Annotated in this window: 30 protein-coding genes and 1 pseudogene; 24 read left to right on the top strand and 7 right to left on the bottom strand. The window is 69.9% G+C overall.

Annotated elements, in window-relative coordinates:
- Positions 1 to 9: 9 nt before the first annotated feature.
- The 3 genes from hda to ASD78_RS06155 all read right to left on the bottom strand — a co-directional run bounded on the left by hda (position 10) and on the right by ASD78_RS06155 (position 3054).
- Positions 10 to 705 (bottom strand): DnaA regulatory inactivator Hda, encoded by a 696-nt coding sequence (gene hda, locus ASD78_RS06165; protein ID WP_055903224.1) that lies wholly within the window; start codon positions 703 to 705, stop codon positions 10 to 12.
- Between the two features lie 10 nt (positions 706 to 715).
- Entirely contained in the window at positions 716 to 1867 is a 1152-nt protein-coding gene (locus ASD78_RS06160) for an AI-2E family transporter (protein ID WP_056099176.1), read from the bottom strand.
- A 113-nt stretch (positions 1868 to 1980) separates the two neighbouring features.
- Positions 1981 to 3054 carry a DUF2066 domain-containing protein gene (locus tag ASD78_RS06155; protein WP_055903228.1) on the bottom strand — a complete coding sequence of 358 codons (1074 nt, stop codon included), beginning with the start codon at positions 3052 to 3054 and terminating at the stop codon, positions 1981 to 1983.
- 127 nt (positions 3055 to 3181) lie between these two features.
- Between ASD78_RS06155 and purM the strand changes: the two genes are divergently transcribed.
- From purM to ASD78_RS06120, 7 genes are all read left to right on the top strand, one after another.
- A complete protein-coding gene (gene purM, locus ASD78_RS06150; RefSeq protein ID WP_056099174.1) occupies positions 3182 to 4243 on the top strand; it encodes a phosphoribosylformylglycinamidine cyclo-ligase in 1062 nt (353 codons plus the stop codon).
- 28 nt (positions 4244 to 4271) lie between these two features.
- On the top strand, positions 4272 to 4877 hold the full coding sequence (locus tag ASD78_RS06145) for a DUF2238 domain-containing protein (protein WP_056099171.1): 606 nt from the start codon (positions 4272 to 4274) through the stop codon (positions 4875 to 4877).
- Complete coding sequence (locus tag ASD78_RS21080) at positions 4874 to 5347, top strand: hypothetical protein (RefSeq protein WP_162250132.1); 474 nt, start codon at positions 4874 to 4876, stop codon at positions 5345 to 5347. Before ASD78_RS06145 ends, ASD78_RS21080 begins: the two co-directional genes overlap by 4 nt.
- Positions 5348 to 5448: 101 nt before the next feature.
- Positions 5449 to 5856: a DUF4259 domain-containing protein gene (locus ASD78_RS21075; protein ID WP_055903320.1), complete on the top strand. Its 408-nt coding sequence runs from the start codon at positions 5449 to 5451 to the stop codon at positions 5854 to 5856.
- 206 nt (positions 5857 to 6062) lie between these two features.
- Positions 6063 to 6725, top strand: a complete 663-nt coding sequence (purN, locus tag ASD78_RS06130) for a phosphoribosylglycinamide formyltransferase (protein WP_056099167.1) — start codon at positions 6063 to 6065, stop codon at positions 6723 to 6725.
- Positions 6726 to 6835: 110 nt separating this feature from the next.
- A complete protein-coding gene (locus ASD78_RS06125; protein WP_082559677.1) occupies positions 6836 to 7549 on the top strand; it encodes a DUF3108 domain-containing protein in 714 nt (237 codons plus the stop codon).
- Complete coding sequence (locus ASD78_RS06120; RefSeq protein WP_055903324.1) at positions 7549 to 8247, top strand: DUF3108 domain-containing protein; 699 nt, start codon at positions 7549 to 7551, stop codon at positions 8245 to 8247. Before ASD78_RS06125 ends, ASD78_RS06120 begins: the two co-directional genes overlap by 1 nt.
- Before the next feature lie 125 nt (positions 8248 to 8372).
- On the opposite strand, the gene murA is transcribed toward ASD78_RS06120, so the two are convergent.
- On the bottom strand, positions 8373 to 9629 hold the full coding sequence (gene murA, locus ASD78_RS06115) for a UDP-N-acetylglucosamine 1-carboxyvinyltransferase (protein WP_055903326.1): 1257 nt from the start codon (positions 9627 to 9629) through the stop codon (positions 8373 to 8375).
- Between the two features lie 16 nt (positions 9630 to 9645).
- Positions 9646 to 9882 (bottom strand): BolA/IbaG family iron-sulfur metabolism protein, encoded by a 237-nt coding sequence (locus ASD78_RS06110; protein ID WP_055903328.1) that lies wholly within the window; start codon positions 9880 to 9882, stop codon positions 9646 to 9648.
- A 326-nt stretch (positions 9883 to 10208) separates the two neighbouring features.
- Between ASD78_RS06110 and ASD78_RS06105 the strand changes: the two genes are divergently transcribed.
- The 15 genes from ASD78_RS06105 (at position 10209) to ptsP (ending at position 21734) form a co-directional block, all read left to right on the top strand.
- Positions 10209 to 11225: a KpsF/GutQ family sugar-phosphate isomerase gene (locus ASD78_RS06105; RefSeq protein ID WP_056099165.1), complete on the top strand. Its 1017-nt coding sequence runs from the start codon at positions 10209 to 10211 to the stop codon at positions 11223 to 11225.
- A 76-nt stretch (positions 11226 to 11301) separates the two neighbouring features.
- A complete protein-coding gene (locus ASD78_RS06100; protein WP_056099162.1) occupies positions 11302 to 11850 on the top strand; it encodes an HAD hydrolase family protein in 549 nt (182 codons plus the stop codon).
- Positions 11847 to 12413 carry an LPS export ABC transporter periplasmic protein LptC gene (gene lptC / locus ASD78_RS06095; protein WP_055903339.1) on the top strand — a complete coding sequence of 189 codons (567 nt, stop codon included), beginning with the start codon at positions 11847 to 11849 and terminating at the stop codon, positions 12411 to 12413. The genes ASD78_RS06100 and lptC overlap by 4 nt, the downstream gene beginning before the upstream one ends.
- Entirely contained in the window at positions 12394 to 12921 is a 528-nt protein-coding gene (gene lptA, locus ASD78_RS06090) for a lipopolysaccharide transport periplasmic protein LptA (protein WP_056099159.1), read from the top strand. The genes lptC and lptA overlap by 20 nt, the downstream gene beginning before the upstream one ends.
- Positions 12921 to 13640 carry an LPS export ABC transporter ATP-binding protein gene (lptB, locus tag ASD78_RS06085; RefSeq protein ID WP_055903341.1) on the top strand — a complete coding sequence of 240 codons (720 nt, stop codon included), beginning with the start codon at positions 12921 to 12923 and terminating at the stop codon, positions 13638 to 13640. Before lptA ends, lptB begins: the two co-directional genes overlap by 1 nt.
- A 98-nt stretch (positions 13641 to 13738) precedes the next feature.
- On the top strand, positions 13739 to 15178 hold the full coding sequence (locus ASD78_RS06080) for an RNA polymerase factor sigma-54 (protein ID WP_056099155.1): 1440 nt from the start codon (positions 13739 to 13741) through the stop codon (positions 15176 to 15178).
- Positions 15179 to 15542: 364 nt separating this feature from the next.
- Positions 15543 to 15869 (top strand): ribosome-associated translation inhibitor RaiA, encoded by a 327-nt coding sequence (raiA, locus tag ASD78_RS06075; protein WP_055903344.1) that lies wholly within the window; start codon positions 15543 to 15545, stop codon positions 15867 to 15869.
- Positions 15870 to 15912: 43 nt separating this feature from the next.
- Positions 15913 to 16386, top strand: coding sequence for a PTS sugar transporter subunit IIA (locus tag ASD78_RS06070; protein WP_055903346.1), 474 nt, complete (start codon positions 15913 to 15915; stop codon positions 16384 to 16386).
- The gene (gene hprK / locus ASD78_RS06065; RefSeq protein ID WP_055903348.1) at positions 16383 to 17333 is read left to right on the top strand and encodes an HPr(Ser) kinase/phosphatase; all 951 of its coding nucleotides are present in this window, start codon (positions 16383 to 16385) and stop codon (positions 17331 to 17333) included. Before ASD78_RS06070 ends, hprK begins: the two co-directional genes overlap by 4 nt.
- Positions 17330 to 18211: an RNase adapter RapZ gene (gene rapZ, locus ASD78_RS06060; protein WP_056099152.1), complete on the top strand. Its 882-nt coding sequence runs from the start codon at positions 17330 to 17332 to the stop codon at positions 18209 to 18211. The genes hprK and rapZ overlap by 4 nt, the downstream gene beginning before the upstream one ends.
- Before the next feature lie 220 nt (positions 18212 to 18431).
- Complete coding sequence (locus ASD78_RS06055) at positions 18432 to 18773, top strand: hypothetical protein (protein ID WP_156087599.1); 342 nt, start codon at positions 18432 to 18434, stop codon at positions 18771 to 18773.
- Between the two features lie 57 nt (positions 18774 to 18830).
- Positions 18831 to 19127: a hypothetical protein gene (locus ASD78_RS21170; RefSeq protein ID WP_056099148.1), complete on the top strand. Its 297-nt coding sequence runs from the start codon at positions 18831 to 18833 to the stop codon at positions 19125 to 19127.
- Positions 19128 to 19269: 142 nt separating this feature from the next.
- Positions 19270 to 19662, top strand: a complete 393-nt coding sequence (locus ASD78_RS06045; protein ID WP_055903362.1) for a PTS fructose IIA subunit family protein — start codon at positions 19270 to 19272, stop codon at positions 19660 to 19662.
- 61 nt (positions 19663 to 19723) lie between these two features.
- Positions 19724 to 19993: an HPr family phosphocarrier protein gene (locus tag ASD78_RS06040; RefSeq protein ID WP_055903365.1), complete on the top strand. Its 270-nt coding sequence runs from the start codon at positions 19724 to 19726 to the stop codon at positions 19991 to 19993.
- Between the two features lie 28 nt (positions 19994 to 20021).
- A complete protein-coding gene (ptsP, locus tag ASD78_RS06035; RefSeq protein WP_056099145.1) occupies positions 20022 to 21734 on the top strand; it encodes a phosphoenolpyruvate--protein phosphotransferase in 1713 nt (570 codons plus the stop codon).
- A 139-nt stretch (positions 21735 to 21873) separates the two neighbouring features.
- On the opposite strand, the gene ASD78_RS06030 is transcribed toward ptsP, so the two are convergent.
- Positions 21874 to 22428 (bottom strand): DUF4189 domain-containing protein, encoded by a 555-nt coding sequence (locus ASD78_RS06030; RefSeq protein ID WP_056099142.1) that lies wholly within the window; start codon positions 22426 to 22428, stop codon positions 21874 to 21876.
- Positions 22429 to 22720: 292 nt separating this feature from the next.
- On the opposite strand from ASD78_RS06030, the gene mgtE reads away from it, so the two are divergent.
- Positions 22721 to 24082, top strand: a complete 1362-nt coding sequence (gene mgtE, locus ASD78_RS06025) for a magnesium transporter (RefSeq protein WP_055903373.1) — start codon at positions 22721 to 22723, stop codon at positions 24080 to 24082.
- A gap of 231 nt (positions 24083 to 24313) precedes the next feature.
- The gene (locus tag ASD78_RS06020) at positions 24314 to 25120 is read left to right on the top strand and encodes a prolyl oligopeptidase family serine peptidase (protein WP_055904018.1); all 807 of its coding nucleotides are present in this window, start codon (positions 24314 to 24316) and stop codon (positions 25118 to 25120) included.
- 39 nt (positions 25121 to 25159) lie between these two features.
- On the opposite strand, the pseudogene ASD78_RS06015 reads toward ASD78_RS06020, so the two are convergent.
- Positions 25160 to 25369: pseudogene (locus ASD78_RS06015) on the bottom strand (alkylphosphonate utilization protein); the annotation flags it as partial.
- Between the last annotated feature and the right edge of the window lie 7 nt (positions 25370 to 25376).

Below are 25376 nucleotides of genomic sequence, written 5' to 3'. Positions count from 1 at the left end.
CCCGGAGATTCAGCGCTGCTCCAGCGTCTGCCGCAGGAACGGCACCGTGATCCGGCGCTGGGCCGCGAGCGAGGCGCGGTCGAGGCGGTCGAGCAGCGCGGTCAGGCCGGCCAGATCACGGTCGACGCGCTTGAGCAGCCATTCCAGCGCGGCCTCTTCCAGCACCAGGCCGCGGCGTTGCGCGCGTTGGCGCAGCACTTCGGCGCGGCCGTCGTCGTCCAGCGGCGACAGCGCGATGCGTGCGCATTGCGAGAGCCGCGAGCGCAGGTCCGGCAGGCTCAGGGCGAGGCCGTCGGGGGCGTCGCGGCCGGCGTAGATCACCGCGGCGCCAGCGGCGCGGGCGCGGTTGTGGGCGTCGAACAGGGCGACCTCGTCCTCGCGCGTGCCGGCGATGACGTCCAGGCCGTCCAGGGCGAGCAGGTCGTTGCCTTCCAGCGCGTCGAGCGCGTCGCGCAGGCGCCCGGCGGCCGCGACCAGCGGCAGGTAGGCGGCGCGGCGTCCGGCCGCTTCGGCGGCGGCGCAGGCGGCGAGCAGCAGGTGGGTCTTGCCGACGCCCGCGGGCCCGGCCAGGTACAGCCAGTCGCCGCCGGGCTGCTCGGCCAGCGCGCGCAGTTGCGCGATCGCCCCGGCCGGCGCGGCGACGAAGGTATCCAGTCGCTGATCCGGCGGGTAGCGCAGCGCCAGCGGCAGCTGCTTCGCGCTCATACGGACGTATTCACTCGGCTTCGCGCTCGCTCGGCGCCGTCACGATGTGCGGACCCGGCTCCAGCAGGATCGCCGACGGCGTGCCCGCGTACAGGCGGCTGTGGGTGTAGCGTTCCTGGGCGTAGCGCAGCAGCACGTTGGCGACCGCCGCCACCGGCAGCGCCAGCAGCATGCCGAGGAAACCGAACAGCTGGCCGCCGGCGAGCACGGCGAAGATCACCGCCACCGGATGCAGGCCGATGCGGTCGCCGACCAGCTTGGGCGTGAGCCAATAGCCTTCGATCAGCTGGCCGATGCCGAACACCGTCAGCACGCCGGCGACGTACCTCCAGTCGCCGTACTGGACCAGCGCGGCGATGGTGCCCAGGATGATGCCGCTGGCCGGGCCCAGGTAGGGCACGAAGGTCAGCAGGCCGGCGATCAGGCCGATCAGGATGCCCAGGTCCAGACCCACCGCCCACAGGCCCAGGCCGTACATCACGCCCAGGATCAGCATGACCAGGAACTGGCCGCGCAGGAACGCGCCGAGCACGTCGCTGGACTCGCGCGCGAGGCGGCCGACGATGTCGAGGTGGTTGCGCGGAATCAGCGAAGCCACGCGCGCGACCATCAGGTCCCAGTCGCGCAGGAAGAAGAAGGTGATCACCGGCAGCAGGGCGATGTTGGCGGCCATGCCGATCAGGGCGAAGCCCGAGCGCGACAGGTAGCCCAGCAGGGTGCTGGCGACGCCGCCGGCGCGCTCCCAGTTGCTGCGCAGCAGCTGGGTGATGTGTTCCAGGTCCAGCCAGTTGGTGATTTCCAGACCGCTGCGCGCTTCGACCCACGGCAGCGCGGTGTTCATGAACCAGTCGCGGTAGCTGGGCAGCGAGGCGATCAGGGTGGTGATCTGGCGTTCGATCAGCGGCACCAGGATCACCAGCACCAGCAGCACCAGCAATGCCATCGCGGTGAACACCAGGGTCACGGCGACGTTGCGCGAGCGTCCGGCGCGTTCGAGCCGGTCGACCAGCGGATCGCCCAGCCAGCCCAGCAGGGCCGCGACCACGAACGGGGTCAGGATCGGCGCCAGCAGCCACAGCAGCCAGCATGCGCCCAGGCCGAGCGCGGCCCACTGCAGGCGGCGCAGGAATTGGGCGATGTCGTGCAGGGGCGAGGTTTCCATCCGGGGATCCTGTCGGTTCGAGCGTGCGACGCGCCGAGGAGCGGCGCGTCGCGGTTCGTGATTCAGCGCAGCCGGTCGACCAGCCGGTCAATCCAGCTGGTTAACCCAGCCGATCAACGCAGCCGGTACACCGGCGGCTGGCCTTCCAGGCCTTCCTGCGCCTCGAGCACGTCGTCGCCCTGGGTCATGCGATTGAAGCCCTGCAGGCCGGAGATCAGGTCCAGCTCGAACTCGACCCCGCCCGGGGTCGCGCGCACCGGGGTGATCCGGCGCACCACGGCCAGCCGCTGCAGGTAGCCGGACAGGCGGATGAAGTCGTCGCTGCTGGTGAGGCCGGTGAAGGTGACGCGGTAGATGCCCGGCGGGCCCGCGGCGGTGCCGCGCTTGGCGTAGCGGCGCATCAGGGCGTCGGCGGCACCGTCGGCGCCGCCGGACATGGCGCGGCGGGCGTCGGGCTCTTCGCTGGACCAGGTCGACAGCACCTTGCCGCTGTCGACGAAGATCCAATCGGCCTTCCAGCCGGCCTTGGAGCGATAGAGCTTGCCGATCAGCTGCATCGGCGGGCTGTAGCGGGCCGAAGCGCGCGCCACCGCGGCGCTGTCGCCGCGCCAGATCGCACCGACCGTGGCCTGTTCAGCGGCGTTGCCGGTGGGCAGGCCGAGCCGGTAGCCGCGCTCGATCGCGCGGTTCAGGGTCGAACGGGCGGCGTTGGCCTGGGCCAGGCTGACCAGGCGCGGGCCGCTGCCGTCGTCGATGGCCAGCCACAGCACCGGCTTGGGGCGCGGGGTCGGCCAGACCGGCAGGCCCAGCACCGAGGCCAGGCTGTCGACCTGGGACTGGTCGAAATTGACCACCAAAGTCGTGCGGTAGCTGGGCGCCCCGGTCGGGCCCACGCCCTCGTCCTGGCGGTAGTCGTAGCCGGCCACGTAGTCCTTGGCGCGGCGCAGTTCCTGGCCCACGCCCGGGCGCGCGGCCGCGCCGCGGTCGCCGGAGAGCTTGCCCAGCACCTGCGCCAGCGCGCGCGCGAAACCGGCGTTGCGCTCGGCTTCGCCCTGGCCGTTGACCGGCACCTCGGCCGCATAGACGCCCTCAGCCTTGGCACGATCGCCTTCGACACGCTGCGCGAAGGCGGCAGAGCTCGCCAGCAGCAGGGTCGCGACCAGAAAAACGCGGATTGCCCGAACCATCGCTGTCCCTACATAGGTGCGTAATGGAGGAAATGGTGCCGTAGTGGGGCCGCAACGTCCATTCACACGCTCCGCGACTGTTAAAATATCGGGCTCGTCCTCTTCAAACGCGCCCGCCGGAGCCGCCGTGACCGCTTCCACCCCCGACGCTCCCACTCCCCTGACCTACCGCGACGCCGGTGTCGACATCGACGCGGGCAATGCCCTGGTCGAACGCATCAAGCCGATGGTCAAGCGCAGCTTCCGCCCCGAAGTCATGGGCGGGCTGGGCGGTTTCGGCGCGCTGTTCGACTTGTCCGGCAAGTACCGCGAGCCGGTGCTGGTCTCCGGCACCGACGGCGTCGGCACCAAGCTCAAGCTGGCGCAGCAGCTCGGCCGCCACGACAGCATCGGCATCGATCTGGTCGGCATGTGCGTGAACGACATCCTGGTGCAGGGCGCCGAGCCGCTGTTCTTCCTCGACTACTTCGCCACCGGCAAGCTCGACGTGGACACCGCCGCGGCGGTGGTGAGCGGCATCGCGAGCGGCTGCGAGCAGTCCGGCTGCGCGCTGATCGGCGGCGAAACCGCCGAGATGCCCGACATGTACCCGCCGGGCGAGTACGACCTGGCCGGCTTCACCGTCGGCGCGGTCGAGAAGTCGCAGTTGCTCGATGGCAGCCGTGTCGGCGAGGGCGATCTGCTGATCGGCCTGGCCTCCAGCGGCCCGCATTCCAACGGCTACTCGCTGATCCGGCGCATCTACGACCGCGCCGGCCGCCCGGCCGACACCGACCTGGGCGGGGTCAAGCTGATCGACGCGCTGATGGCGCCGACTCGCCTGTACGTGAAGCCGGTGCTGGAACTGCTGCGCGGCAACGGCGGCGAGCACACGATCCACGGCATGGCCCACATCACCGGTGGCGGCCTGACCGAGAACATCATCCGCGTGGTGCCCGACGGCCTCGGCCTGGACATCGACGCCGCGTCCTGGGAACTGCCGCCGGTGTTCCAGTGGCTGCAGCGCGAAGGCGCGGTGCCGCAGGAAGAAATGTGGCGCACCTTCAACTGCGGCATCGGTTTCGTGCTGATCGTGGCGCCGCAGGACGCCGCCGCGATCGAAGCCGAGCTGCAGCGCATGGAGCTGGCCCACTGGCGCATCGGCAAGGTGGTCGCGCGTGCCGATGGCGAACGCGTGCATATCGGCTGAGCCGCGGGTGAGGTACGCGCAGGGACGCATGAGCACGGTCCAACGGATCGCGCTGGGCGCGGTGCTGGTCGTGTTCGCGATCAGCTGGATCGCGCCGACCAGCCCGTTCGAACAAGGCATGCACAGTGTGCTGACGGTGGTCGGCCTGGCCTGGCTGTGGCTGCACAACCGGCGCTGGCCGATGCGCGACAGCCACTTCGTCGCGATCTGCGTCTTCATGATCGCGCACTGCGTCGCCGCGCGTTGGCTGTATTCCTACGTGCCTTACGACCGCTGGATCCAGTGGCTGAGCGGCGGCTGGTCGCTGGATCGCGCGCTGGGCTTCGAACGCAATCACTTCGACCGCCTGATCCATTTCCTCTACGGCGTGTGCTTCGCGCCAGCGGTGCGCGAATACTTCCGCCAGCGCTGGCCCGCCCTGAGCGCGCGCCAGGCGTTCGTGCTCGCGGTCGCCGCGATCATGTGCACCAGCCTGATCTACGAATGGATCGAATGGGCGATCGCGCTGGCTATGTCGCCTGAGGCGGCCGAGTCCTACAACGGCCAGCAGGGCGATGTCTGGGACGCGCACACCGACATGTTCCTGGCGACCCTGGGTGCGCTGGCGGCATGGCCGCGCCGCCGCCGGGCATGAGCGCGAGCGAGCCTTCGCCCCTGCACGACTTCGCAGGCCGCGTCGCCGCGGTCGGCTGGAACGCCTACGCCCGTCCCGATGGGATCGACGCCGCCGCGGTGCGCGACGCCCTGGCGCAAGCCCTGCACGCGCACGACCGCAGCAGCAGCGAGCGCGCCTATCGCGCCGTGCTGCAGGCGGTCGGCGACGATCGCGCCGGCAGCTACTGCGCGGTCGCGGTCGCGGTGCTGCCGTTCCTGGGCGAATTGATGCGCCACGGCGACAGCTGGCCGCGCAGCACGGCCCTGGAAGCCTTCGTCGACCTCGCCCTGTCGTTCGAGCCCGACGCCGGCCAGCAGGCGCTCGTCGCCGAACTGGCGCGGCAGGCGCGCGCCCTGCGCCCGGTGCTGGAAGCCATCGCCGCGCAAGGCGGCGCCGACGCGGTCACCGCCCATCAGGCCCTGCTGGGCCTGGAACCCGGCCCGGACTGAGCGCGGGCGCGCACGGCCCTGGGTTTCTTGCGACACTGGCCGCGCGGACGGCCTGGCCGCGCGGACCCGCGCGGCGCACGGCCGACCTTCATGGAGGATGCATGGGCGCCTGGGGCATCGGTTCGTTCGACAACGACAACGCCTGCGACTGGCTGCTGGACCTGATCGACGGTGAGGATCTCGCGCCGCTGCGCGTGGCGATTACGCAGGTGCTGGCCGACGACGACTATCTGGATTCGGATGTCGCGGTCGAGGCCCTGGCGGCGATCGAAGTGCTGGCCGCGACCCTGGGCCGCCCGACCGCCGCGATCACCGACGAGGACGATCTGCGGGCCTGGCTGGCGCGGCTGCAGCCGCAGGCCGACACGGCGCTGGTGCGCGAAGCCCTGCGCGCGATCGACCGGATCCTGGCGCCGGAATCGGAGCTGCGCGAGCTCTGGGAAGAAACTGAGGACTACGACGACTGGCGCGCCGACGTCGGACGCCTGCGTTCGCATTTGACCGCGTAACCCCGCGCGGCCGGGCGACGGCCGCCGCTCTGAACAGATTCGTTCGACCGGATTCGCCTGACCGGATTCGAGCCCAGCGAGCGGGCACGCTTCGCAACGCCTGGCGGCACTCGATCCGCGCACCGGCGTCGGCCGATGGCCCTCCGTGCGCCGCCGGCCGCGGCGGATCGCCTAAAATGCGCCTCCGCTCCCGAATCCCCGCCCGCATGCCCCAGCTTCCCCGGATCGCCGTCCTCGCCTCGGGACGCGGCAGCAACCTGCAGGCGGTGCTGGACGCGATCGCGGACGGCCGTCTGGCCGCCGAGGTGGTCGGGGTCTACTCGGACAAGCCCGAGGCCGCCGCCCTGCAGCGGGTGCCGGCCGCGCAGCGCTGGAGCGCCGATCCGCGCGCTTACGCCTCGCGCGAGGACTTCGACGCGGCGCTCGCCGACGCGGTCGCCGCATCCGCGCCGGACTGGGTGCTGTGCGCGGGCTACCTGCGCATCCTCGGCAACGGATTCGTGGACCGCTTCCGCGGCCGCCTGCTCAACATCCACCCCTCCCTGCTGCCGCTGCATCGCGGCCTGCGCACGCATGCGCGCGCGATCGCCGCCGGCGACCGCGAACACGGCGCCAGCGTGCATTTCGTGATCCCGGAGCTCGATGCCGGCTCGGTGATCGCCCAGGCGGTGGTACCGATCGTTCCCGGCGACGATGCCGACACCCTCGCCGCGCGCGTGCTTTCGGTGGAACACCCGCTGCTGTTGGCCACCTTGCAGTTGGTCATGGCGGGCCGGATTACTGAACAGGGCGCAAACGTGACCCTGGACGGTCATCCGCTATTTACCCCCCTGCGTTTAGATTCCGCCGGGAATTCGCTGAGCCGCTGAACCCGGAAGCGGACCACTTGGTCGAGGGCTCCGCGCCCATCGCACCGGGCCTTCACACCGATCCACCCCGTCCGTCGACGCCCTGCGCCCCAAGGACCTTCGCTCCGCTTATGAAGTCACTCCTGCCCCTGCTCGCGGCCGCCCTGCTCGGCGCGCTGCTCCCCGCACGTGCGTCCGCGCTGGAACCGTTCGTGGCCGACTATCAGGTCTACAACAGCGGCAAGGTGCTGGGCGACGCGACCATGCAGGTGGTGCCCTCCGGCGGCCACTGGCGCATCGACCTGGATATCCGCGCCGAGCACGGCATGTTGGGCCTGGCCGGCGCCGCCGCGCAGCAGAGCACCGTATTCGACCTGGTCGGCGAGACCTACCGTCCGCTCAGCCAGGCGCTGCTGCGCAAGGTGGCGTTCTCCAAGCGCCGAGTGGTCGGCGTCTACGACTGGAACAAGCTCAGCGCGCACTGGACCGGCGACGTCAAGGAAGCCCGCCAGAAGCCCATCGCCCTGCAGGAGGGCGACATGAGCGGCCTGCTGATCAATCTGGCGGTGATACGCGACGCCCAGCCCGGCAAGACCCTGAGCTACCGTTTCGTCGACGGCGGCCGCGCGCGCCCGCACCAGTACGTGGTCGCGCAGGAGCTGGAAAGCGTGTCGGTCGCCGACATGGGCTACAGCGCGATGCGCGTGAACCGGGTCCAGAGCGGCAACGAAGAGACCGTGATCTGGGTCGTGGAGGGCGTTCCGACCCCCGTTCGGATACTGCAGCGCGAAAACGGTCAAGATACCTACGACCTGCGTCTGGTCGAATACCGAGGAGTTCCCTGATGGCCCCTACCCCCAAGGTTCCGTCGCTGCGTCTGTCGCCCTGGCTGCTGGCCGGCGCGTTGCTGACGGCCAGCCTGCCCGCGCTGGCGATCAAGCCCTTCAGCGCCGACTACACCGCCAGCTACATGGGCATGCAGGGCAACGGCCGCATGACCCTGGCCGCGGCCGGCCCCGGCCGCTGGAAGTACAGCCTGGAAGTGAGCAGCGCCCTGGCCAATCTGAGCCAGTCGACCGTGTTCGAGGAAAAGGCCGGCCAGTGGCGGCCCCTGTCGGGCAACGACAGCAGCAAAGTGCTGACCCGCGGCAAGAACAAGACCGCGACCTACGACTGGAGCCGTGGCGTGGCGACCTGGGGCGGCGACGTCAAGCCCGACCGCGCCGGCCCGATCAAGCTGCAGAGCGGCGACCTGGACGCGCTGTTGATCAACCTGGCCCTGGTCCGCGACGCGCTGGCCGGCAAGCCGATGAGCTACCGCATGGTCGAGGATGGACGGGTCAAGCAGCTGACCTACACCGTGGCCGGCAAGGAAACCATCGACGTCGGCGGCAAGAGCCAGACCGCGACCAAGGTCACCAGCACCAACGGCGACAAGCAGACCATCGCCTGGGTCGTCGACGGCATGCCGGTACCGGCGCGGATCCTGCAGCGCGACAAGGGCCAGGACGCGATCGACCTGCGCGTGCGCGGCATGCGCTGACGCGGCCGGCGACGCGACCCAAACAAGAGCCCCGCGAGCGCGGGGCTTTTTTTATGCATCGCGCCCGAACCAAAAAAAGCCCCGCGGCAGCGGGGCTTTCGATCGCTGCACCGCCGACCCGAAGGTCAACTCACGCGACGGATCTTCGCGCCCAGCTTGGACAGCTTGGCCTCGATGTTCTCGTAGCCGCGATCCAGGTGGTAGATGCGGTCGATCGTGGTTTCGCCGTCGGCGACCAGGCCGGCCAGGATCAGCGAAGCCGAGGCGCGCAGATCCGTGGCCATCACCGGCGCGCCGCTGAGCTTGGCGACGCCGCGCACCACCGAGGTGTGGCCGTCGACGCGGATGTCGGCGCCCAGGCGCAGCAGCTCGTTGACGTGCATGAAGCGGTTTTCGAAGATCGTTTCGTTGATCACGCCCGCGCCTTCGGCGATGCAGTTCAGCGCCATGAACTGCGCCTGCATGTCGGTCGGGAACGCCGGGTACGGCGCGGTGGTCAGGTCGACCGAGCGCGGCCGGCGGCCCTGCATGTCCAGGGTGATGCGGTCGCCGTCGACTTCGATCTTGGCGCCGGCGTCGCGCAGCTTGTCGAGCACGGCGTCGAGGGTGTCGGCGCGGCTGCTGGTGGTGGTGACGCGGCCGCCGGTCATCGCGGCGGCGACCAGGAAGGTGCCGGTCTCGATGCGGTCGGGCAGCACGTCGTGGCTGCCGCCATGCAGGCGTTCGACGCCGTGGACGACGATGCGGCCGCTGCCGGCGTGTTCGATGTTGGCGCCCAGGGCGTTGAGGCAGTCGGCCAGGTCGACCACTTCCGGCTCCATCGCCGCGTTCTCGAGCACGCTGGTGCCTTCGGCCAGGACCGCGGCCATCAGCACGTTCTCGGTGCCGGTCACGCTGACCACGTCGAAGACGAAGCGCGCGCCTTTGAGGCGGCCGTTGCGGTGGGCCTTGATGTAGCCGTTCTCGACCGTGATCTCCGCACCCAGCGCCTGCAGGCCCTTGATGTGCTGATCGACGGGACGCGAACCGATCGCGCAACCGCCGGGCAGCGAGACTTCGGCCTCGCCGTACTTGGCCAGCAGCGGGCCCAGCACCAGCACCGAGGCGCGCATGGTTTTGACCAGCTCGTAGGGCGCGACGTGGCTGTTGACCGTGGTCGGATCGACGGTGATGGTCGCGCCGTCGGTGACCACGCCGGCACCGAGCTCGCCCAGCAGCTTGGCGGTGGTGACCACGTCGTGCAGGTGCGGCACGTTGCGGATCGTCACCGGCGCATCGGCCAGCAAGGTCGCGCACAGGATAGGGAGCACGGCGTTCTTGGCGCCGGAAATCTGGACTTCGCCGTTCAGTGCCGGCCCGCCCTCGACCACGATCTTCTGCATGGAATGTCTACTCGGTTCAGGCCGCGGCGGCTTCGTCGGGGGTGAGGGTCTTCAGGGCCAGGGCGTGGATCTCGCCGCCCATGCGGTCGCCCAGGGTCGCGTAGACCAGGCGGTGGCGGGCCAGCGGCAGCTTGCCGCGGAAGGCTTCGGCCACGACCGTGGCTTCGAAATGCACGCCGTCGTCGCCGCGCACGTCGGCGCGGGCGCCGGGCAGGCCCTGTTCGATCAAGGATTGGATGGTTTCGGCGTTCACGTTCGGGGCACAGCCTTGGATTCGGACGGAGGACGACGGTACGCCGGTCGGCGCGATTGCGCGCGCGGCACGGCGAGCCGTGGAGAGTGGGGGTAACGCCCGGGTGGACGGGCATTCAGCGGACGAACCGCATAGAATTCACGGATTAGCCTAGCGGAAAGCCCCGCGGTCCGGAATGGCGGCAAAGGAACGGCCCGTCCCAGCGGTCGCCCCGCCCCAGCATTCGGGCAACGCGCGGCGAGCCAGGCCCGCCGACGCGGCCCCGGCCGCCGGCCCCTTTCCGACCCGGAGCGCCCGGCGCTTCGTCCCCAGAGCGACCTGTGCCGATGACGATCTCCCCCCTCACCGCGGCGTCCGCGCCGCACCCGGTCACCGATGCCGGCCTGGCCGCCAGCGGCCGGCGCGTGTTCGAGATCGAGGGCCAGGCCCTGGCCGCGGTCGCCGCGCGCATCGACGGCGCCTTCACCGCGGCCTGCCGGCTGATGCTGGCGGCGCACGGGCGGGTGGTCTGCACCGGCATGGGCAAGTCCGGCCACGTCGCGCGCAAGATCGCCGCGACCCTGGCCTCGACCGGCACCCCGGCCTTCTACGTGCACCCGGGCGAAGCCGGCCACGGCGACCTGGGCATGATCACCGACGCCGACATCGTGCTGGCGCTGTCCTACTCGGGCGAGAGCGACGAAGTGCTGATGCTGCTGCCGGTGCTCAGGCGCCAGGGCAACAAGCTGATCTCGATGACCGGCCGCGCCCAGTCGACCATGGCCCGCGAAGCCGACGTTCACCTCGACGTCAGCGTCCCCGCCGAGGCCTGTCCGCTGGCGCTGGCGCCGACCTCCAGCACCACCGCCTCGCTGGCGATGGGCGACGCGCTCGCGGTCGCGCTGCTGGAAGCGCGTGGCTTCACCGCCGACGATTTCGCCCGCTCGCACCCGGCCGGCGCGCTCGGCCGGCGCCTGCTGCTGCACATCACCGACATCATGCACGCCGGCGACGACGTGCCCAGGATCGCTGCCGACGCCAGCGTCAGCGAGGCGCTGGTGGAAATGAGCCGCAAGCGGCTGGGCATGACCGCGGTGGTCGACGAGGCCGGCCGCCTGCTCGGCCTGTACACCGACGGCGACCTGCGCCGCACCCTCGACGACCCGGGCGTGGACCTGCGCTCGACCCGCATCGTCGAAGTCATGACCCGCGCGCCCAAGACCATCGGCCCCGAGGCGCTGGCGGTGGAAGCCGCGCAGCTCATGGAAACCCACAAGATCAGCGGCCTGCTGGTGGTGGACGCTGAACAGCGCGTGGTCGGCGCGCTCAATATTCATGACTTGTTGCGCGCTAGAGTGGTTTAAAGGCCAGGATTCGGGATCCGCGATCCCTTTCCCCGCACTACCCGCCTCGCGGCTCCCTCCCATTCCGAATCCCCACGTGCCCTACAGCCACCTCAACGACTATCCCGCCGAAGTCCGCGAACGCGCCGCCCGGATCCGGCTGGCCTGCTTCGACGTCGACGGCACCCTGACCGACGGCCGCCTGATCTACGACAGCGATGGCCGCGAGCTCAAAGCCTTCCACGTCCACGACGGCCAGGGCCTGGTGCTGCTGCGCAAGGTCGGGATCGCCGTGGCCTTCGTCACCGCGCGCGCCAGCACCATCGCCGAGCAGCGCGCGGCCGAACTCGGGGTCGAGGCGCATACCCGCGTCGCCGACAAGCTGGCCTGCGTGCGCGAGATCGCGCAGCGGCTGGGCCTGGGCCTGGACGAGGTCGCCTTCATGGGCGACGACCTGCCCGACCTGAAAGTGCTGGCGCACGTCGGCCTGGCGGTCGCGCCCGCCAACGCCCACCCCTGGGTGCGCGAGCGCGCGCACTGGCGCACCGGCGCGCAGGGCGGCGCCGGCGCCGGACGCGAACTGTGCGACCTGTTGCTGGCCGCGCAGGGTCACGCCGAGCGCCTGCTGGCGCAGGTGCTGGCATGAGCTGGCGCGGCCTGATCACCGCGATCCTGCTGCTCGGCGCGCTCTCCAGCGGCTGGGCGCTGTGGTCGCAGCGCCACAAGGACCGCGGCATTCCGGCCAGCGGCGGGCGCTCGGACTACGTGCTCAACGACTTCGAAGTGGTCGTGCTGGACAAGCAGGGCAAGGAGTCCTTCACCCTGCGCGCCCCCAAGCTGGTGCGCGATCCCAATATCAAGACCATGGACATCGCCACTCCGACCTTCCTGATCCCGCCGCGGGCCGAAACCCAGGGCGGCGCCTGGGAAGTGCGCTCCAAGAGCGCCTGGGTCAGCGCCAAGGCCGACGAGGTGCGCCTGCGCGGCGCTGTCCAGGCCGACAGCACCGACGCCTCCGGCAAACCGGTCGCCATCACCTCCGAGGAGCTGAACGTGTTCCCGGACACGAACAAGGCGACTTCGGCGGCCCCGGTTAAGCTGGTTCAGCCGGGCACTATAATGACCGGCTCGGGACTGCAGGCCGATCTCGATACCAAGAACGTCAACATCCCCAACGTCAAGGTCCGCTATGAAGCGAAAGCCCGCTAAGCCGCAGGTGCTGTGCCTGGTCGTCGCCCTGCTGGCGGCCACCGCGGCGCATGCGCGTTCTTCGGACCGCAACCAGCCCATGGACGTCGGCGCCGACCAGAGCAACTGCTCGGTCAGCAGCGACAGCGGTCCGTGCCTGCTCAGCGGCAACGTCAAGATCGTCCAGGGCACCTTGGTCATCAACGCCGCCAAGGCCGACATCAAGCGCGCCGACGGCGACATCAGCTACGTCACCATGACCGGCTCGCAGGTCACGCTGAAGCAGGAAATGGACGACGGCTCGCCGTTCAACGGCCGCGCCAACAAGGTCGACTACGACATGCCGAAGGACACCGTGATCCTCACCGGCAACGCCTACGTCGACAAGGGCGGCGATACGATCAAGAGCGACCGCATCGTCTACAACATGAAGACCGGCCAGATCGAAAGCGGCGGCACCGGCGGCCGCGTCAACATGACGCTCAAGCCCAAGAGCAAGCCCGCCGCGCCGCCCAAGGGAGGCCGCTGATGCTGGTCGCCCGCGGCCTGCGCAAGGCCTACCGTTCGCGTGAAGTGGTGCGCGATTTCGGCCTGACGCTGGACGCCGGCGAAGTGGTCGGCCTGCTCGGTCCCAACGGCGCCGGCAAGACCACCTGCTTCTACATGATCGTCGGACTGGTCCCGGCCGATGCCGGCCAGATCGTGCTCGACGGCAAGGACATCACCAGCGAACCGATGTACGCGCGCGCCAAGTATGGCGTCGGCTACCTGCCGCAGGAACCCTCGGTGTTCCGCAAGCTCAGCGTCGCCGACAACCTGCGCCTGGTGCTGGAACTGCGCGACGACCTCGACCGCAACGGCCGCGAGCGCGAGCTGGCCAACCTGATGGACGAACTGCAGGTGACCCACGTCGCCGACCAGATCGGCGCCAGCCTGTCCGGCGGCGAGCGCCGCCGCGTCGAGATCGCGCGCGCGCTGGCGGCCAAGCCCCGCCTGATGCTGCTGGACGAACCCTTCGCCGGCGTCGACCCGATTTCGGTCGGCGAGATCCAGCGAATCGTGCGCCACCTCAAGAATCGCGGCATCGGCGTGCTGATCACCGACCATAACGTGCGCGAGACCTTGGGCATTTGCGACCGGGCGTATATCCTCAACGAAGGCGGCGTGCTCGCGCAGGGGGCTCCGGACGCGCTGCTGGCCAATCCCGACGTCCGTCGCGTGTACCTGGGCGAAACCTTCCGTCTGTAACCTTAGCTCGATTGTGCAGGGTTCCAGGCGTCGTTTTTCGCCAGACCTGGAACGCGCTTGCGGCCGCCCGCCCCATCAGGTCGCGTTAGAAGCCGAGCATGAAGCCCCGCCTCCAAGCCTCGCTAGGCCAACAGCTGGTGATGACGCCGCAATTGCGTCAGGCCATCCGTCTGTTGCAGTTGTCGGCGGTGGAACTGGAAGCCGAGCTGGTCACCGCGGTGGAAAGCAATCCGCTGCTGGACTGGACCGAGACCGCGATCAGCGTCAGCAACGGTGCCGACGGCGGCGGAGACGAGCGCGAAAGCTCCTCTCCCGAGTCCTCCGGCGAAGATCGCGAAGTCCTGCCGCCGGAAGCCGACTGGGGCGCCAGCGACGGCGAACCCTGGTACCAGCGCATCGGCCCGTCCGACCAGGACGACGACGGCCCGGCCGCTGAACAGGTCGCCGACGCCGACACCCTGCACGACCACCTGCTGTGGCAGCTGCACCTGAGCCCGCTGACCGCGCGCGACCGCCTGCTCGGGGTGTCCCTGATCGAGGCCATCGACGACGACGGCTACCTGCGCGAGCCGCTGGACGCGATCGCCGCCTCGCTGGGTCCGGCCATCGACGCCGGCGTGGACGAGCTGACCACGGTCCTGCACCAGATCCAGCGCTACGACCCGGTCGGGGTCGGCGCGCGCTCGCTGGGCGAATGCCTGAGCCTGCAGCTGGCCCAGCTGCCCGCGGAGACGCCCGGCCGCGAACTGGCCGACCGCCTCGCCAACGGTCCGCTCGAGCGCCTGCCCAAGATCGGCGCGGCCGGGCTGGCCAGCGAACTCAAGCTGGAAGTGGCCGAGGTCGAGACCGCCGTCCAGCTGCTGCGCTCGCTGGACCCCCGCCCGGGCGCCCAGATCGGCGCGATCGCGGCCGATACCTACGTCGCCCCGGACGTGGTGATCTGGCGCCAGCACGGCCTGTGGCGGGTCGCCCTGGCCGACGGCATGCGCCCGCGGGTGTCGATCCACCGCGCCTACGAGGGCATGATCCGCCACGCCAGCGCGGCCGACGCCAGTTACCTGCGCGGCCACCTGCAGGAAGCGCGCTGGCTGCTCAAGAGCCTGGAAGCGCGCGGCGACACCCTGCTCAAGGTCACCCGCTGCCTGCTCAAGCAGCAGGCCGCGTTCCTGGAATTCGGCGACAGCGCGCTGCGCCCACTGACCCTGCGCGAAGTCGCCAACGAGATCGGCCTGCACGAATCCACGGTCTCGCGCGCGATCTCGCGCAAGTACGCGCGCACCCCGCGCGGGACCGTGCCGCTGCGCGCCTTCTTCGCCTCCGGCATCGACACCGGCGCCGGCGGCGAGGCCTCCAGCACCGCGATCCAGTCCATGATCCGGCGCCTGATCGAGGCCGAAAACCCGCGCAAGCCGCTGTCCGACGCGCGCCTGGCCGAGACCCTCAAGGCCACCGGCGTGCCGGTGGCGCGCCGCACCGTCGCCAAGTACCGCGAGGCGATGAGCATTCCGTCGTCGCAGGACCGGGTGCGAATGGGCTGAGGCCGGCCGCGAACGCGGAACGCCGCCTCATCGACTGCCTCATCCGCCCTTTCGGGTAACGTCTACCGCAAGCGGAGAAGAAAGAACGGAAACGAAGGCCGCCTTCGCCGCGTGGAGCCATCGCCTCCGCCTCGTGGAACATCCTTCACCTTGCCTTTTAACCTCGTTTTTACTCCCGCACCCGACTTTGGTCGCAACCCGCGGTCGTAGTGCACGCGAAATCCGCATCGGATCAAGGCTTTTCACGCCAGCCGCCCGATTTCGTGTCTTCCACCCCTTGCGCCTTGTCGCCAGCGTGCGATGCTGGGCTCGTGGCTCCGGCTACGGAGCCGCATTCCCTAGTTGATGTGTAAGGAGGCCTCCGATGCGTATCGAAACCCACGGCCAGCAGCTCGAAGTCACCAGTGCGCTGCGTGACTACGTCGAATCCAAGCTGGCGCGGCTGCAACGTCACTACGAACAGCCTTTCGACATTCGCACCCAACTCAGCCTCGACAAGCCCGACCATCGCGCCGAAGCGACCGTGAACCTCGCCGGCCGCACCCTGCACTGCGACGCCGCCGCCATCGACATGTACGCGGCCATCGACCTGCTCGCAGACAAGCTCGACCGCCTGCTGATGAAGCACAAGAGCAAGCTCGTCGACCACCACCGCGGAGAAAGTCTCGCCCGGAACGGCGAATTAACCTGATCGTTCGAGGATAATGCGGCGCCTCCCGACGCTGTGTTGAACGATGCCGCTTCATGAACTGCTGAGCGCGCAACGGGTCGCGATCCTGGAGCAATCCAGCGATCGCGACGCCGTGCTGGAAGCCGCTGCGCGCCTGCTGGCCGACGGCACGCCGGCGGCGACCGGCGCCGTCGCCGACAGCCTGCGCGCGCGCGAGCGCCTCGCCAGCACCGCCATCGGCCACGGCGTGGCCATCCCGCACGGCCGCAGCGCCCTGTTCGGCGACAGCCGCGGCGCCTTTCTGCGCCTCGAACAACCGGTAGACTTCGGCGCTGCCGACGGCGAAAAGGTCGACCTGGTGCTCGCCATGACCGTACCCGAACACTACGTGCAACAGCATCTGCAACTGCTGGCCGAACTGGCCGAGCACTTCGGCGACGCCGAATTCCGCGCCGCCCTGCGCGGCGCGGCCGACGTCGACGAGCTGAGCCGGCGCCTGCTCGGCGGCGACGCCCTGCGCAGCGGGGCGCGCGCATGACCACCAGCATCAGCGCCGGGGAACTGTTCGAACAGCAACGCGAACGTCTGAGCCTGCGCTGGCTGGCCGGGCAACGCGGCGACGACCGCGTGGTCGAAGCGGTGGAGACGGTCGCGCGGCGCCCGTCGCTGGCCGGTTATCTCAACGCGATCTACCCCAACAAGGTGCAGATCCTCGGCAGCGAGGAACTGTCCTGGCTGGACGGGCTGGACTCGCGCCTGCGCTGGGAAACCATCGAAAAGATCATCCAGTTCCGCCCGCTGGCGCTGGTGATCAGCAAGGACCAGGCCTGTCCCGAGGACCTGCGCCAGGCCGCCGAGGAAAGCGGCACCGCGCTGTGGGTCTCGCCGCGGCGCGGCCACGAACTGCTCAACCATCTGCAGTACCACCTGGCCCGCACCCTGGCGCCGCGCATCACCATGCACGGCGTGTTCATGGAGATCTACTCGATCGGCGTGCTGATCACCGGCGAGTCCGGATCGGGCAAGAGCGAGCTGGCGCTGGAACTGGTCACGCGCGGCCACCGCCTGGTCGCCGACGACGCGCCCGAGTTCACCCAGATCGCGCCCGACGTGCTCGACGGCACCTGCCCCGAGATGCTGCAGGACCTGCTCGAAGTGCGCGGCCTGGGCGTGCTCAACATCCGCCAGATGTTCGGCGACACCGCGGTCAAGAACAACAAATACCTGCGCCTGATCGTGCACCTGACCAAGCCGATGACCGAGCCCCTGCCCTCGGGCATCGAGCGCCTCACCGGCGACACCGGCCTGCGCCGCGTGCTCGACCTGGACGTGCCGGTGATCACGCTGCCGGTCATGCCCGGCCGCAACCTCGCGGTGCTGACCGAAGCCGCGACCCGTCTGCACAGCCTGCGCATGAAGGGCCTGGATCCGGCCGCGGCCTTCATCGCGCGCCACAGCAATTTCCTCGAGCGCGGCGAATCATGAACCAGAACGTCGAACCGATCCTGATCATCGTCAGCGGCCTGTCCGGCTCGGGCAAGTCGGTGGCGCTGCACACCTTCGAGGATCTGGGTTACTACTGCGTCGACAACCTGCCCGCCGAGCTGCTGCCCGCATTCGTGCGCAGCGTGGTCCAGGCCGGCGACGGCGCCCCGGCCAAGCTCGCGGTCAGCATCGACGTGCGCAACCGCCATAGCGATCTGGCCAATATTCCCGGCTGGCTGTCGACGGTGGGCGCGCTCGGGGTCGATCCCAAGCTGGTGTTCTTCGATGCCCGCGACGAGGTACTGCTCAAGCGCTACGCCGACACCCGCCGCCGCCATCCGCTGAGCCAGCTCGGCCTGGCCCTGGCCGACGCGATCGCGCTCGAACACCAGGTGCTGCGTCCGCTGCGCCAGATCGCCGACGCCGTGGTCGATACCAGCGACCTCAACGTGCACCAGTTGCGTCGCTACGTGATCACCGAATTCGGCATGGGCGGCGAGACCGGCATGTCGCTGCTGTTCGAATCCTTCGCCTACCGGCGCGGCGTGCCGGCCGACGCCGATTTCGTGTTCGACGCGCGCGCCCTGCCGAATCCGCACTGGGACCCGACCCTGCGGCCGCTGTCCGGCCGCGACGCCGGCGTGCGCGAGTACCTTGAAGGGCAGCCTTACGTGCAGCAGTTCGTCGAGCAGATCGGCCAGTTCCTCGACACCTGGCTGCCGCGCCTGCAGGCCGACAGCACTCGCAGCTACGCCACCGTCGCCTTCGGCTGCACCGGCGGACGTCACCGCTCGGTCTACCTCGCCGAACGCCTGGCCGAACACGCACGCGAACGCGGTTGGAACGAAGTCGCGGTGCACCATCGCGAGTTGGACTGAACGCCGCGGCCGCGCGGCCGTCGGTCGCGTCGCATCGCATCGCGCGATCGGCGGCGCGGCGCATTCATCGCCCGCCCCGCCACGTCGACCAGGTGAATCGGCGCTAAGCGCGGAGTTCCTTACGAAACTTTTGCGCATCCGTACCGCGTTTCTACACGCGCGACCGTACGGTGAGGCTGCGCTGTCCGCAGCGCACTGCGTCCACACCGGAGCACCGACGATGACCTCACCCATTCGCACCCCGCTGCCGTGGTTGATCGCGCTGTCCGCAGCATTGGCGACGCCTCTGGCGCTCGCTCAATCCAACTCGCCGCAGGACCCGCCGCCGACCGCCCGCGGCGAGGTCTCGCAACCCCTGCCGTCGAAGGACGCCGCCGGCATCACTCCCACCTTCGCCGAGTACGACGTCGACAGCGACGGCAAGATCAGCAAGGCCGAAGCCGCGATCGACAGCAAGCTCAGCGCCGAGTTCGTCGCCCGCGATCAGGACGGCGACGGCGCGCTCAGCCAAGCCGAGTACCTCGCCGGGCGCGACCGCCACGACGGCGAAAAACGCAAGTAAGCCGATGCCGGCGAGCGCACTGCGCTCGCGGGCCGGCCCGAAACCAAGGAGCCCCACATGAACACTTTCGCTTATCGCAAGTTGGCGCTGGCCCTGGGCGCGCTGCTGGCCACCGTTGCGCTCGGTGCCTGCAACAAGCCCGAACCGCCGGCCGGGGAACTGCCGCCGCCGGCCGCCGACACCGCACCGGCCGACACCACCGCGCCGCCCGCGGACACGGCCGCCCCACCGACCGACACCACCACCCCGCCACCGCCGGCCACCGATACCGGCACACCTCCCCCGGTCGAAGGCACCTCCACCCAGACCCCGCCGGACGAGCCCAAGACCGACACCAAGCAGCCGGCCCACTGACGGCCCCGCCGCCGGTCCGCCCCATGCACGGGCAGCCTCCGGGCTGCCCGTGCCGCAGCAGTCGCCGACGCCGCTCGCAAAATCGCATCCGCAGCGCTTCAGACGCTTCCGGCCTGTCACCGGCGTCTGTTAAGTTGGCTGCATGAGCGTCGGCATCCTCCTCATCACCCACGAAGGCATCGGCAACGCGCTGGTCGCGGTGGCGAGCCGTTTGCTGCGCCCGCTGCCGCTGAAGGTGGAAGCGCTGGAAGTGCCGTTCGACGCCGATCACGACCTGCTGCTGCCGATGGCCAGCGCCGCGCTGCGCCGCGTCGACGGCGGCCAGGGCGTGCTGGTGCTGACCGACCTGTACGGCGCATCGCCGAGCAACCTCGCCGCCCGCGTCGCCCGCCTGGGCACGCCGGTGCGCCGGGTCTCGGCGCTGAGCCTGCCGATGCTGCTGCGCGTATTGAACTATTCCGACCTCGAACTGGACGAACTGCCCGCGGTCGCCGCGGCCGGCGCGCGCAACGGCGTGATCATCGACGAGGCCTGATGTCCTACCCCAGACCACACCGCAACACCGCAACGACGAGACGGCTTTTGAGGAACCCGCAATGATCGAACGCGAACTGACCGTCTCCAACCGCCTGGGCCTGCACGCGCGCGCCACCGCCAAGCTGGTGCAGGTGCTCTCCGGCTTCCGCAGCTCCGCCACGCTTACCGCCAAAGGCCGCGAGGTCAACGCCAAGAGCATCATGGGCGTGATGCTGCTCGCCGCCGGCCAGGGCACCTCGGTCAAGCTGCGGGTCGAGGGCGAAGACGAAACCTCCGCGGCCGACGCGGTGATCGCGCTGTTCGATCGCCGTTTCGACGAAGACAGCTGAGCGAGGGCGCGGCAGTGAGGCAGACTCGATGAGGCAAGCGTTCTTCGGACATGGCGCGTCGCGTGGCAGCGCCCTGGGCCGCGCCCGGGTCCGCCTGCCGCATGCGCTGGAAGTCGCCGAGGAACGGATCGAGCCGGCCCAGGTCGAGGCCGAACTGGCACGCCTGCACGCCGCCATCGAAACCGTGCGCGGGGAAATGCACTCGCTGCGCGACCGCCTGCACGGCGCGCTCGCGCACGAGGTCGGCGAGTTCCTCGACCTGCACACCCTGCTGCTCGACGACCCCGAACTGCTGCATGGCCTGGACGAACTGATCCGCACCGGCCGCTACGCCGCCGACTACGCCCTGCGCCTGCAACGCGACCGCATCGCCGCGGTGTTCGAGGCCATGGACGACGCCTACTTCCGCAGCCGCGTCGACGACATCGACCAGGTGATCGGCCGCATCCACGCCGCCCTGCACCGCCGCGCCGGCGAGATGCAGGGCGTGGCCGGCGAAATCCTGGTCACCGACAACGTCGCGCCGGCCGAACTGGCGCAGCTGCAGGCCCAGGGCGTGCTGGCGATCGTCACCTCCGCCGGCAGCGCGCTGTCGCACAGCGCCATCCTGGCGCGCAGCCTGCACTTGCCGCTGGTGGTCGGCGCCGCCCAGGCCCTGCTCAAGATCAACGACGGCGATGCCCTGACCGTCGACGGCAGCAGCGGCACGGTGATCCTGGAACCCGACGCCGACGACCTGCGAGCGCACCGCGACCGCATGCGCGAACACGCGCGCGAGCGCAAGCAGCTGCACCGCCTGCGCCGCGAACCGACCCGCACCGTCGACGGCGTCGACATCCGTCTCTACGCCAATGCCGAATCTCGCGAGGACGTGGCCGAAGCGCACGCCCTGGGGGCGGCCGGCGTCGGCCTGTACCGCACCGAATTCCTGTTCCTGCAGCGCAACGAGCTGCCGACCGAGGAAGAACAGTTCCGCGCCTACCGCGACGTGGTCCTGGGCATGACCGGTCGCTCGGTCACCATCCGCACGCTCGACCTGGGCGCGGACAAGGCCGACCGCACCGGCCTGGCCTTGCGCGACGAACCCAATCCGGCCCTGGGCCTGCGCGGCGTGCGCCTGTCGCTGGCCCGCGACGGCCTGCTCGAAACCCAGCTGCGTGCGCTGCTGCGGGCTTCAAACTACGGCCCGCTGCGGGTGCTGGTGCCGATGGTGAGCTCGCGCGAGGAGGTCCGGCGCGTGCGCCGCATGCTCGACCGGGTCGCGGTCGACCTGCGCCGCGAAGGCCACGACATCGCCGAGCAGGTCCCGCTGGGCGCGATGATCGAAGTGCCCGCGGCCGCCATCGCCCTGCCCAGCTTCATCGGCGCGATCGACTTCCTGTCGATCGGCACCAACGACCTGATCCAGTACCTGCTCGCCGCCGACCGCAACAACGAAGCCCTGGGCGAGCTCTACACGCCGCTGCACCCGGCCGTGCTGCGGCTGATCCGCGACGTGATCCGCCTGTCCAAGGCGCGCGGCAAATCGGTGGCGGTATGCGGCGAGATGGCCGGCGACCCGGCGTTCGCGCCGCTGCTGCTGGCGCTGGGGCTGGAGGAATTCAGCCTGCACCCGGCGACCTTGCTGGAACTGCGCCGTGCGATCCGCGAACTGGACCTGGGCGCGCTGCGCGCGCGCGCGCCGGCCCTGCTGCGCGCGCGCGACCGCAAGGCGATCGAGGCCTGGTTGCGCTCGTGTTGAGTCGGGCGGTTGCGGCCGCGAGACCAAATCCGTCGTCGATGAGCGATGCAGGAGCAGCCTCTGCCGCGACCGTACCGGCAGTCGAAGCGAGCTAGCGCGGCTCACGCCGCGCCCCACGGCAACGGGACCGCGGCGGCGTTCAGCGCCAGCCGTCGAAGTGGAAACTCCCGGTCACGCAGTTGCTGTTGAGCTTCTGGCACCTCTGCGCGCTCTTGGCGCAGCGCGCGAGCGCAGTCGCCAGCGCCTGCGCTTCGCTGCGGCCCTTGTCGGCGAACAGCGCGGCGTTGCCGTCCGCGCCCATCCCCACCGCGATCGCCGCGCATTCGGAGCGGTAGCTCAGCAGGATCGCGCAGCCGGTGCCGCCGCCGTTGTCGCGGCAGGCTTCGAGCGCGGCCTGCTCGGCTTCCTTTTTCTCGCTGATGCCGTTGTCCTGCCCGGCCATGCCCAGACTGCGCTTGCCCGGGTCGTGGGCGATCGCGGCCCAGGCCTTGTACTCGCGCTTGATCGCCTGCGGCGTGTCGGGCGCCGCGTCGGCGGGTTTGCTGTCGCCGTTGAGACCGTAGCCGGGGAGCGGAATGCACAGCTGCCCGGTCGGATTGCCGCCCGGATATTGGCCGTCCGGGCAACCCTGCTCGGCGTGGGCGTCGCCGATCGCGACGATCAGTCCGAGCAGGACCAGCGTTCTGATGTTCATGCATCCTCCTGATGCGTAGACGCCGCGATCTCGCCGGCACGCGCATTGTGGCCAACATGCGCGGCCGGGCCCGATGCGGGACCGGACTGTCCCGCGAAAGTGCGGCGAGCCGGTCGCCAGCGCGCGTTCGCATCGGGCCCATGGCCTGCGAACACGCATCCGCACGCGACACGAGTCATCGTCGTAACGCCGATTTTGCTGGGCTTTGCCGCCGACGCGGGCGATAATGCCCCTATGAACGCTTAACCCAGTCGCCGCCCTCGTGGCCGCGACGCGCCAACGGAAGTACCGCATGGCCGAAGCCGTCCGCCACGACAAGACCGCACGTCAGCTGCGACTGCTTTCCGACGCGCTCGACAGCGGCCGTCTGGGGCCGGTCCGCCGCCTGGTCAACACCCTCTCCCCCGCCGAGATCGGCAACCTGCTCGAATCGCTGCCGCCCGCCAAGCGCGTGGTGGTCTGGGGCCTGGTCGATCCCGAAGACGACGGCGAGGTGCTGGTCCACGTCGGCGACGAAGTGCGCGAAAGCCTGCTCGCGGACATGGACACCGACGAGATCGTCGCCGCGGTCGAAGACCTCGACATCGACGACCTCGCCGACCTGGTCGAAGACCTGCCCGACACCGTCATCGACGAAGTCCTCAAGTCGATGGACCGCGAGAACCGCGAGCGCCTGGAGCAGGTGCTGTCGTACCCGGAGGACACCGCCGGCCGCCTGATGAACCCGGATGTGGTCACGGTGCGCGCCGACACCACCATCGACGTGGTCCTGCGTTACCTGCGCCTGCGCGGCGAACTGCCCGAACACACCGACCACCTGTACGTGGTCAGCCGCCGCCACCAGTACCTGGGCCGGATCGCCCTGGCCGCGTTGCTGACCCACGAGCCCGGCACCCCGATCAACAAGCTGATCGACGACGAGCAGCCGGCGATCGACATGACCGAGACCGCGTCCGAAGTCGCGCGCCAGTTCTCCGACCACGACTGGATCAGCGCCCCGGTCGTCGACGACAACAACATCCTGCTCGGCCGCATCACCATCGACGACGTGGTCGACATCATCCGCGACCAGGCCGAGCACCAGGCCTTGAGCGCGGCCGGCCTGGACGAGGACGAGGACCTGTTCAGCCCGGTGCGGCGCGCGTTCCGGCGCCGCCTGATCTGGCTCAGCGTCAATCTGTGCACCGCCTTCCTGGCCGCCAGCGTGGTCGGCCAGTTCGAGGACTCCATCGCCAAGCTGGTCGCGCTGGCCGCACTGATGCCGATCGTCGCCGGCATGGGCGGCAACGCCGGCACCCAGGTGCTGGCGCTGATGATCCGGGGCCTGGCCCTGGGCCAGATCGGCGCTTCCAACGTCGGCGTGTTGCTGCGCAAGGAACTCTCGGTCGCTCTGATCAACGGCCTGGTGCTGGGCGTCGGCCTGGGGCTGATCGTGCTGCTGTGGTTCCGCCAGCCGGGGCTGTCGCTGGTGATCGGCGTCGCCCTGACCGTCAACCTGCTGACCGCCGCCGCCGGCGGCGTGCTGGTGCCGGTCACGCTCAAGCGCCTGGGCTTCGACCCGGCCCTGGCCGGCGGCGTAGTGCTGACCACGCTGACCGATGTGATGGGCTTCCTGAGCTTCCTCGGCCTGGCGACGCTGATCCTGCTGCGTTGAGTGCGGCGCACAGGGCTGGCTTATCGCCGGCGCCATCCTTCGAGCGAATCCGATGCCGCCATTCGATCGCCCAACCATCCGCACGATTGAGCAGGCCGGCGCGATTACGCGGCGGAACGTGACCGCGGACTTGTCCCGATGTGGCGGTCGCGTCAAATCGCCGAATCGCGCATGGACAGCGCCGAAATCGCGCGGAATCATGCGACCAACAAGGACGCCCTGGACAGCACGATGCTGCGCGCACTACCCGCCCGCCAATGGGCGATCTTCCTGTTGTTCGCGCTGATGGCCGCGGGCTCCTGCACGCACACGCCGGCGAGCCGCCAGCACGGGGCCTTCGTCGCCCGTGCCCTCGACCTGGACGGCAGGACGTATCGCTATCAGGTGTTCGTGCCCTCCCGCAGCGCCGGCGGGGCGCGGCCGCCGGTCGTGCTGTTCCTGCACGGCTCGGGCGAGCGCGGCGACGACAACCAGCGCCAGCTCGCGGCCGGGCTGGGCCCCTACATCGGCCGCATGCGCGACGACTTCCCCGCGATCGCGGTGTTCCCGCAGTCGCCCGAGGGCGCCTCCTGGACCGGCGAGACCGCGCGCATGGCGCTGGCCGCCCTGGACGCGGCGATGGGCGAATTCGGCGGCGACCCCGACCGGGTCGCGCTGACCGGCCTGTCGCGTGGCGGCTACGGCGTCTATGAACTGGCCCTGATGCAACCCGACCGCTTCGCCGCGCTGGTTCCGATCTGCGGCGGCGTCACCGCGCCGGCCGCGATCGGCGATCTGTACCTGCACGAGGTGGCGACGGCCGACGACCCGTTCACCATCGCCGCCCAGCGCCTGCACCGCATTCCGGTGTGGGCCTTCCACGGCGCGCGCGACGATGTCGTGCCGCCCGAACAGTCGCGACGCATGGTCGAAGCCCTGAAGCAGGCCGGCGGCGACGTGCGCTACACCGAGTTCGCGCAAGCCAACCACAACGCCTGGGACCCGGCGTACGCGACCGCCGAACTGTGGGCGTGGCTGTGGCGGCAGCGTCGGCACTAGGGGATTGCGCCCCTCGCCGCCGATCCAGCCTTCTTCAGGTCAAGCCTTCTTCAGGAACTCGGTCCGCAGCACCAGCCCTTTGACCTTTTCGACGTTGCATTCGATCAGCTCTTCGTCGTCGGTCAGGCGGATGTTCTTGCACAGGGTGCCGCGCTTGAGCGTCACTGAAGTGCCCTTCACCTTCAGGTCCTTGATCACGAGCACCGAGTCGCCGTCGGCCAATGTGGTGCCATTGCTGTCTTTCACGATCATCTTG

The sequence above is a fragment of the Lysobacter sp. Root667 genome, from assembly GCF_001427715.1.
In the GTDB taxonomy this organism is placed as follows: Bacteria; Pseudomonadota; Gammaproteobacteria; order Xanthomonadales; family Xanthomonadaceae; genus Lysobacter.
The sequence above is the reverse complement of the archived record's forward strand: the minus strand, read 5'-3'. Positions and strand labels throughout refer to the sequence as shown.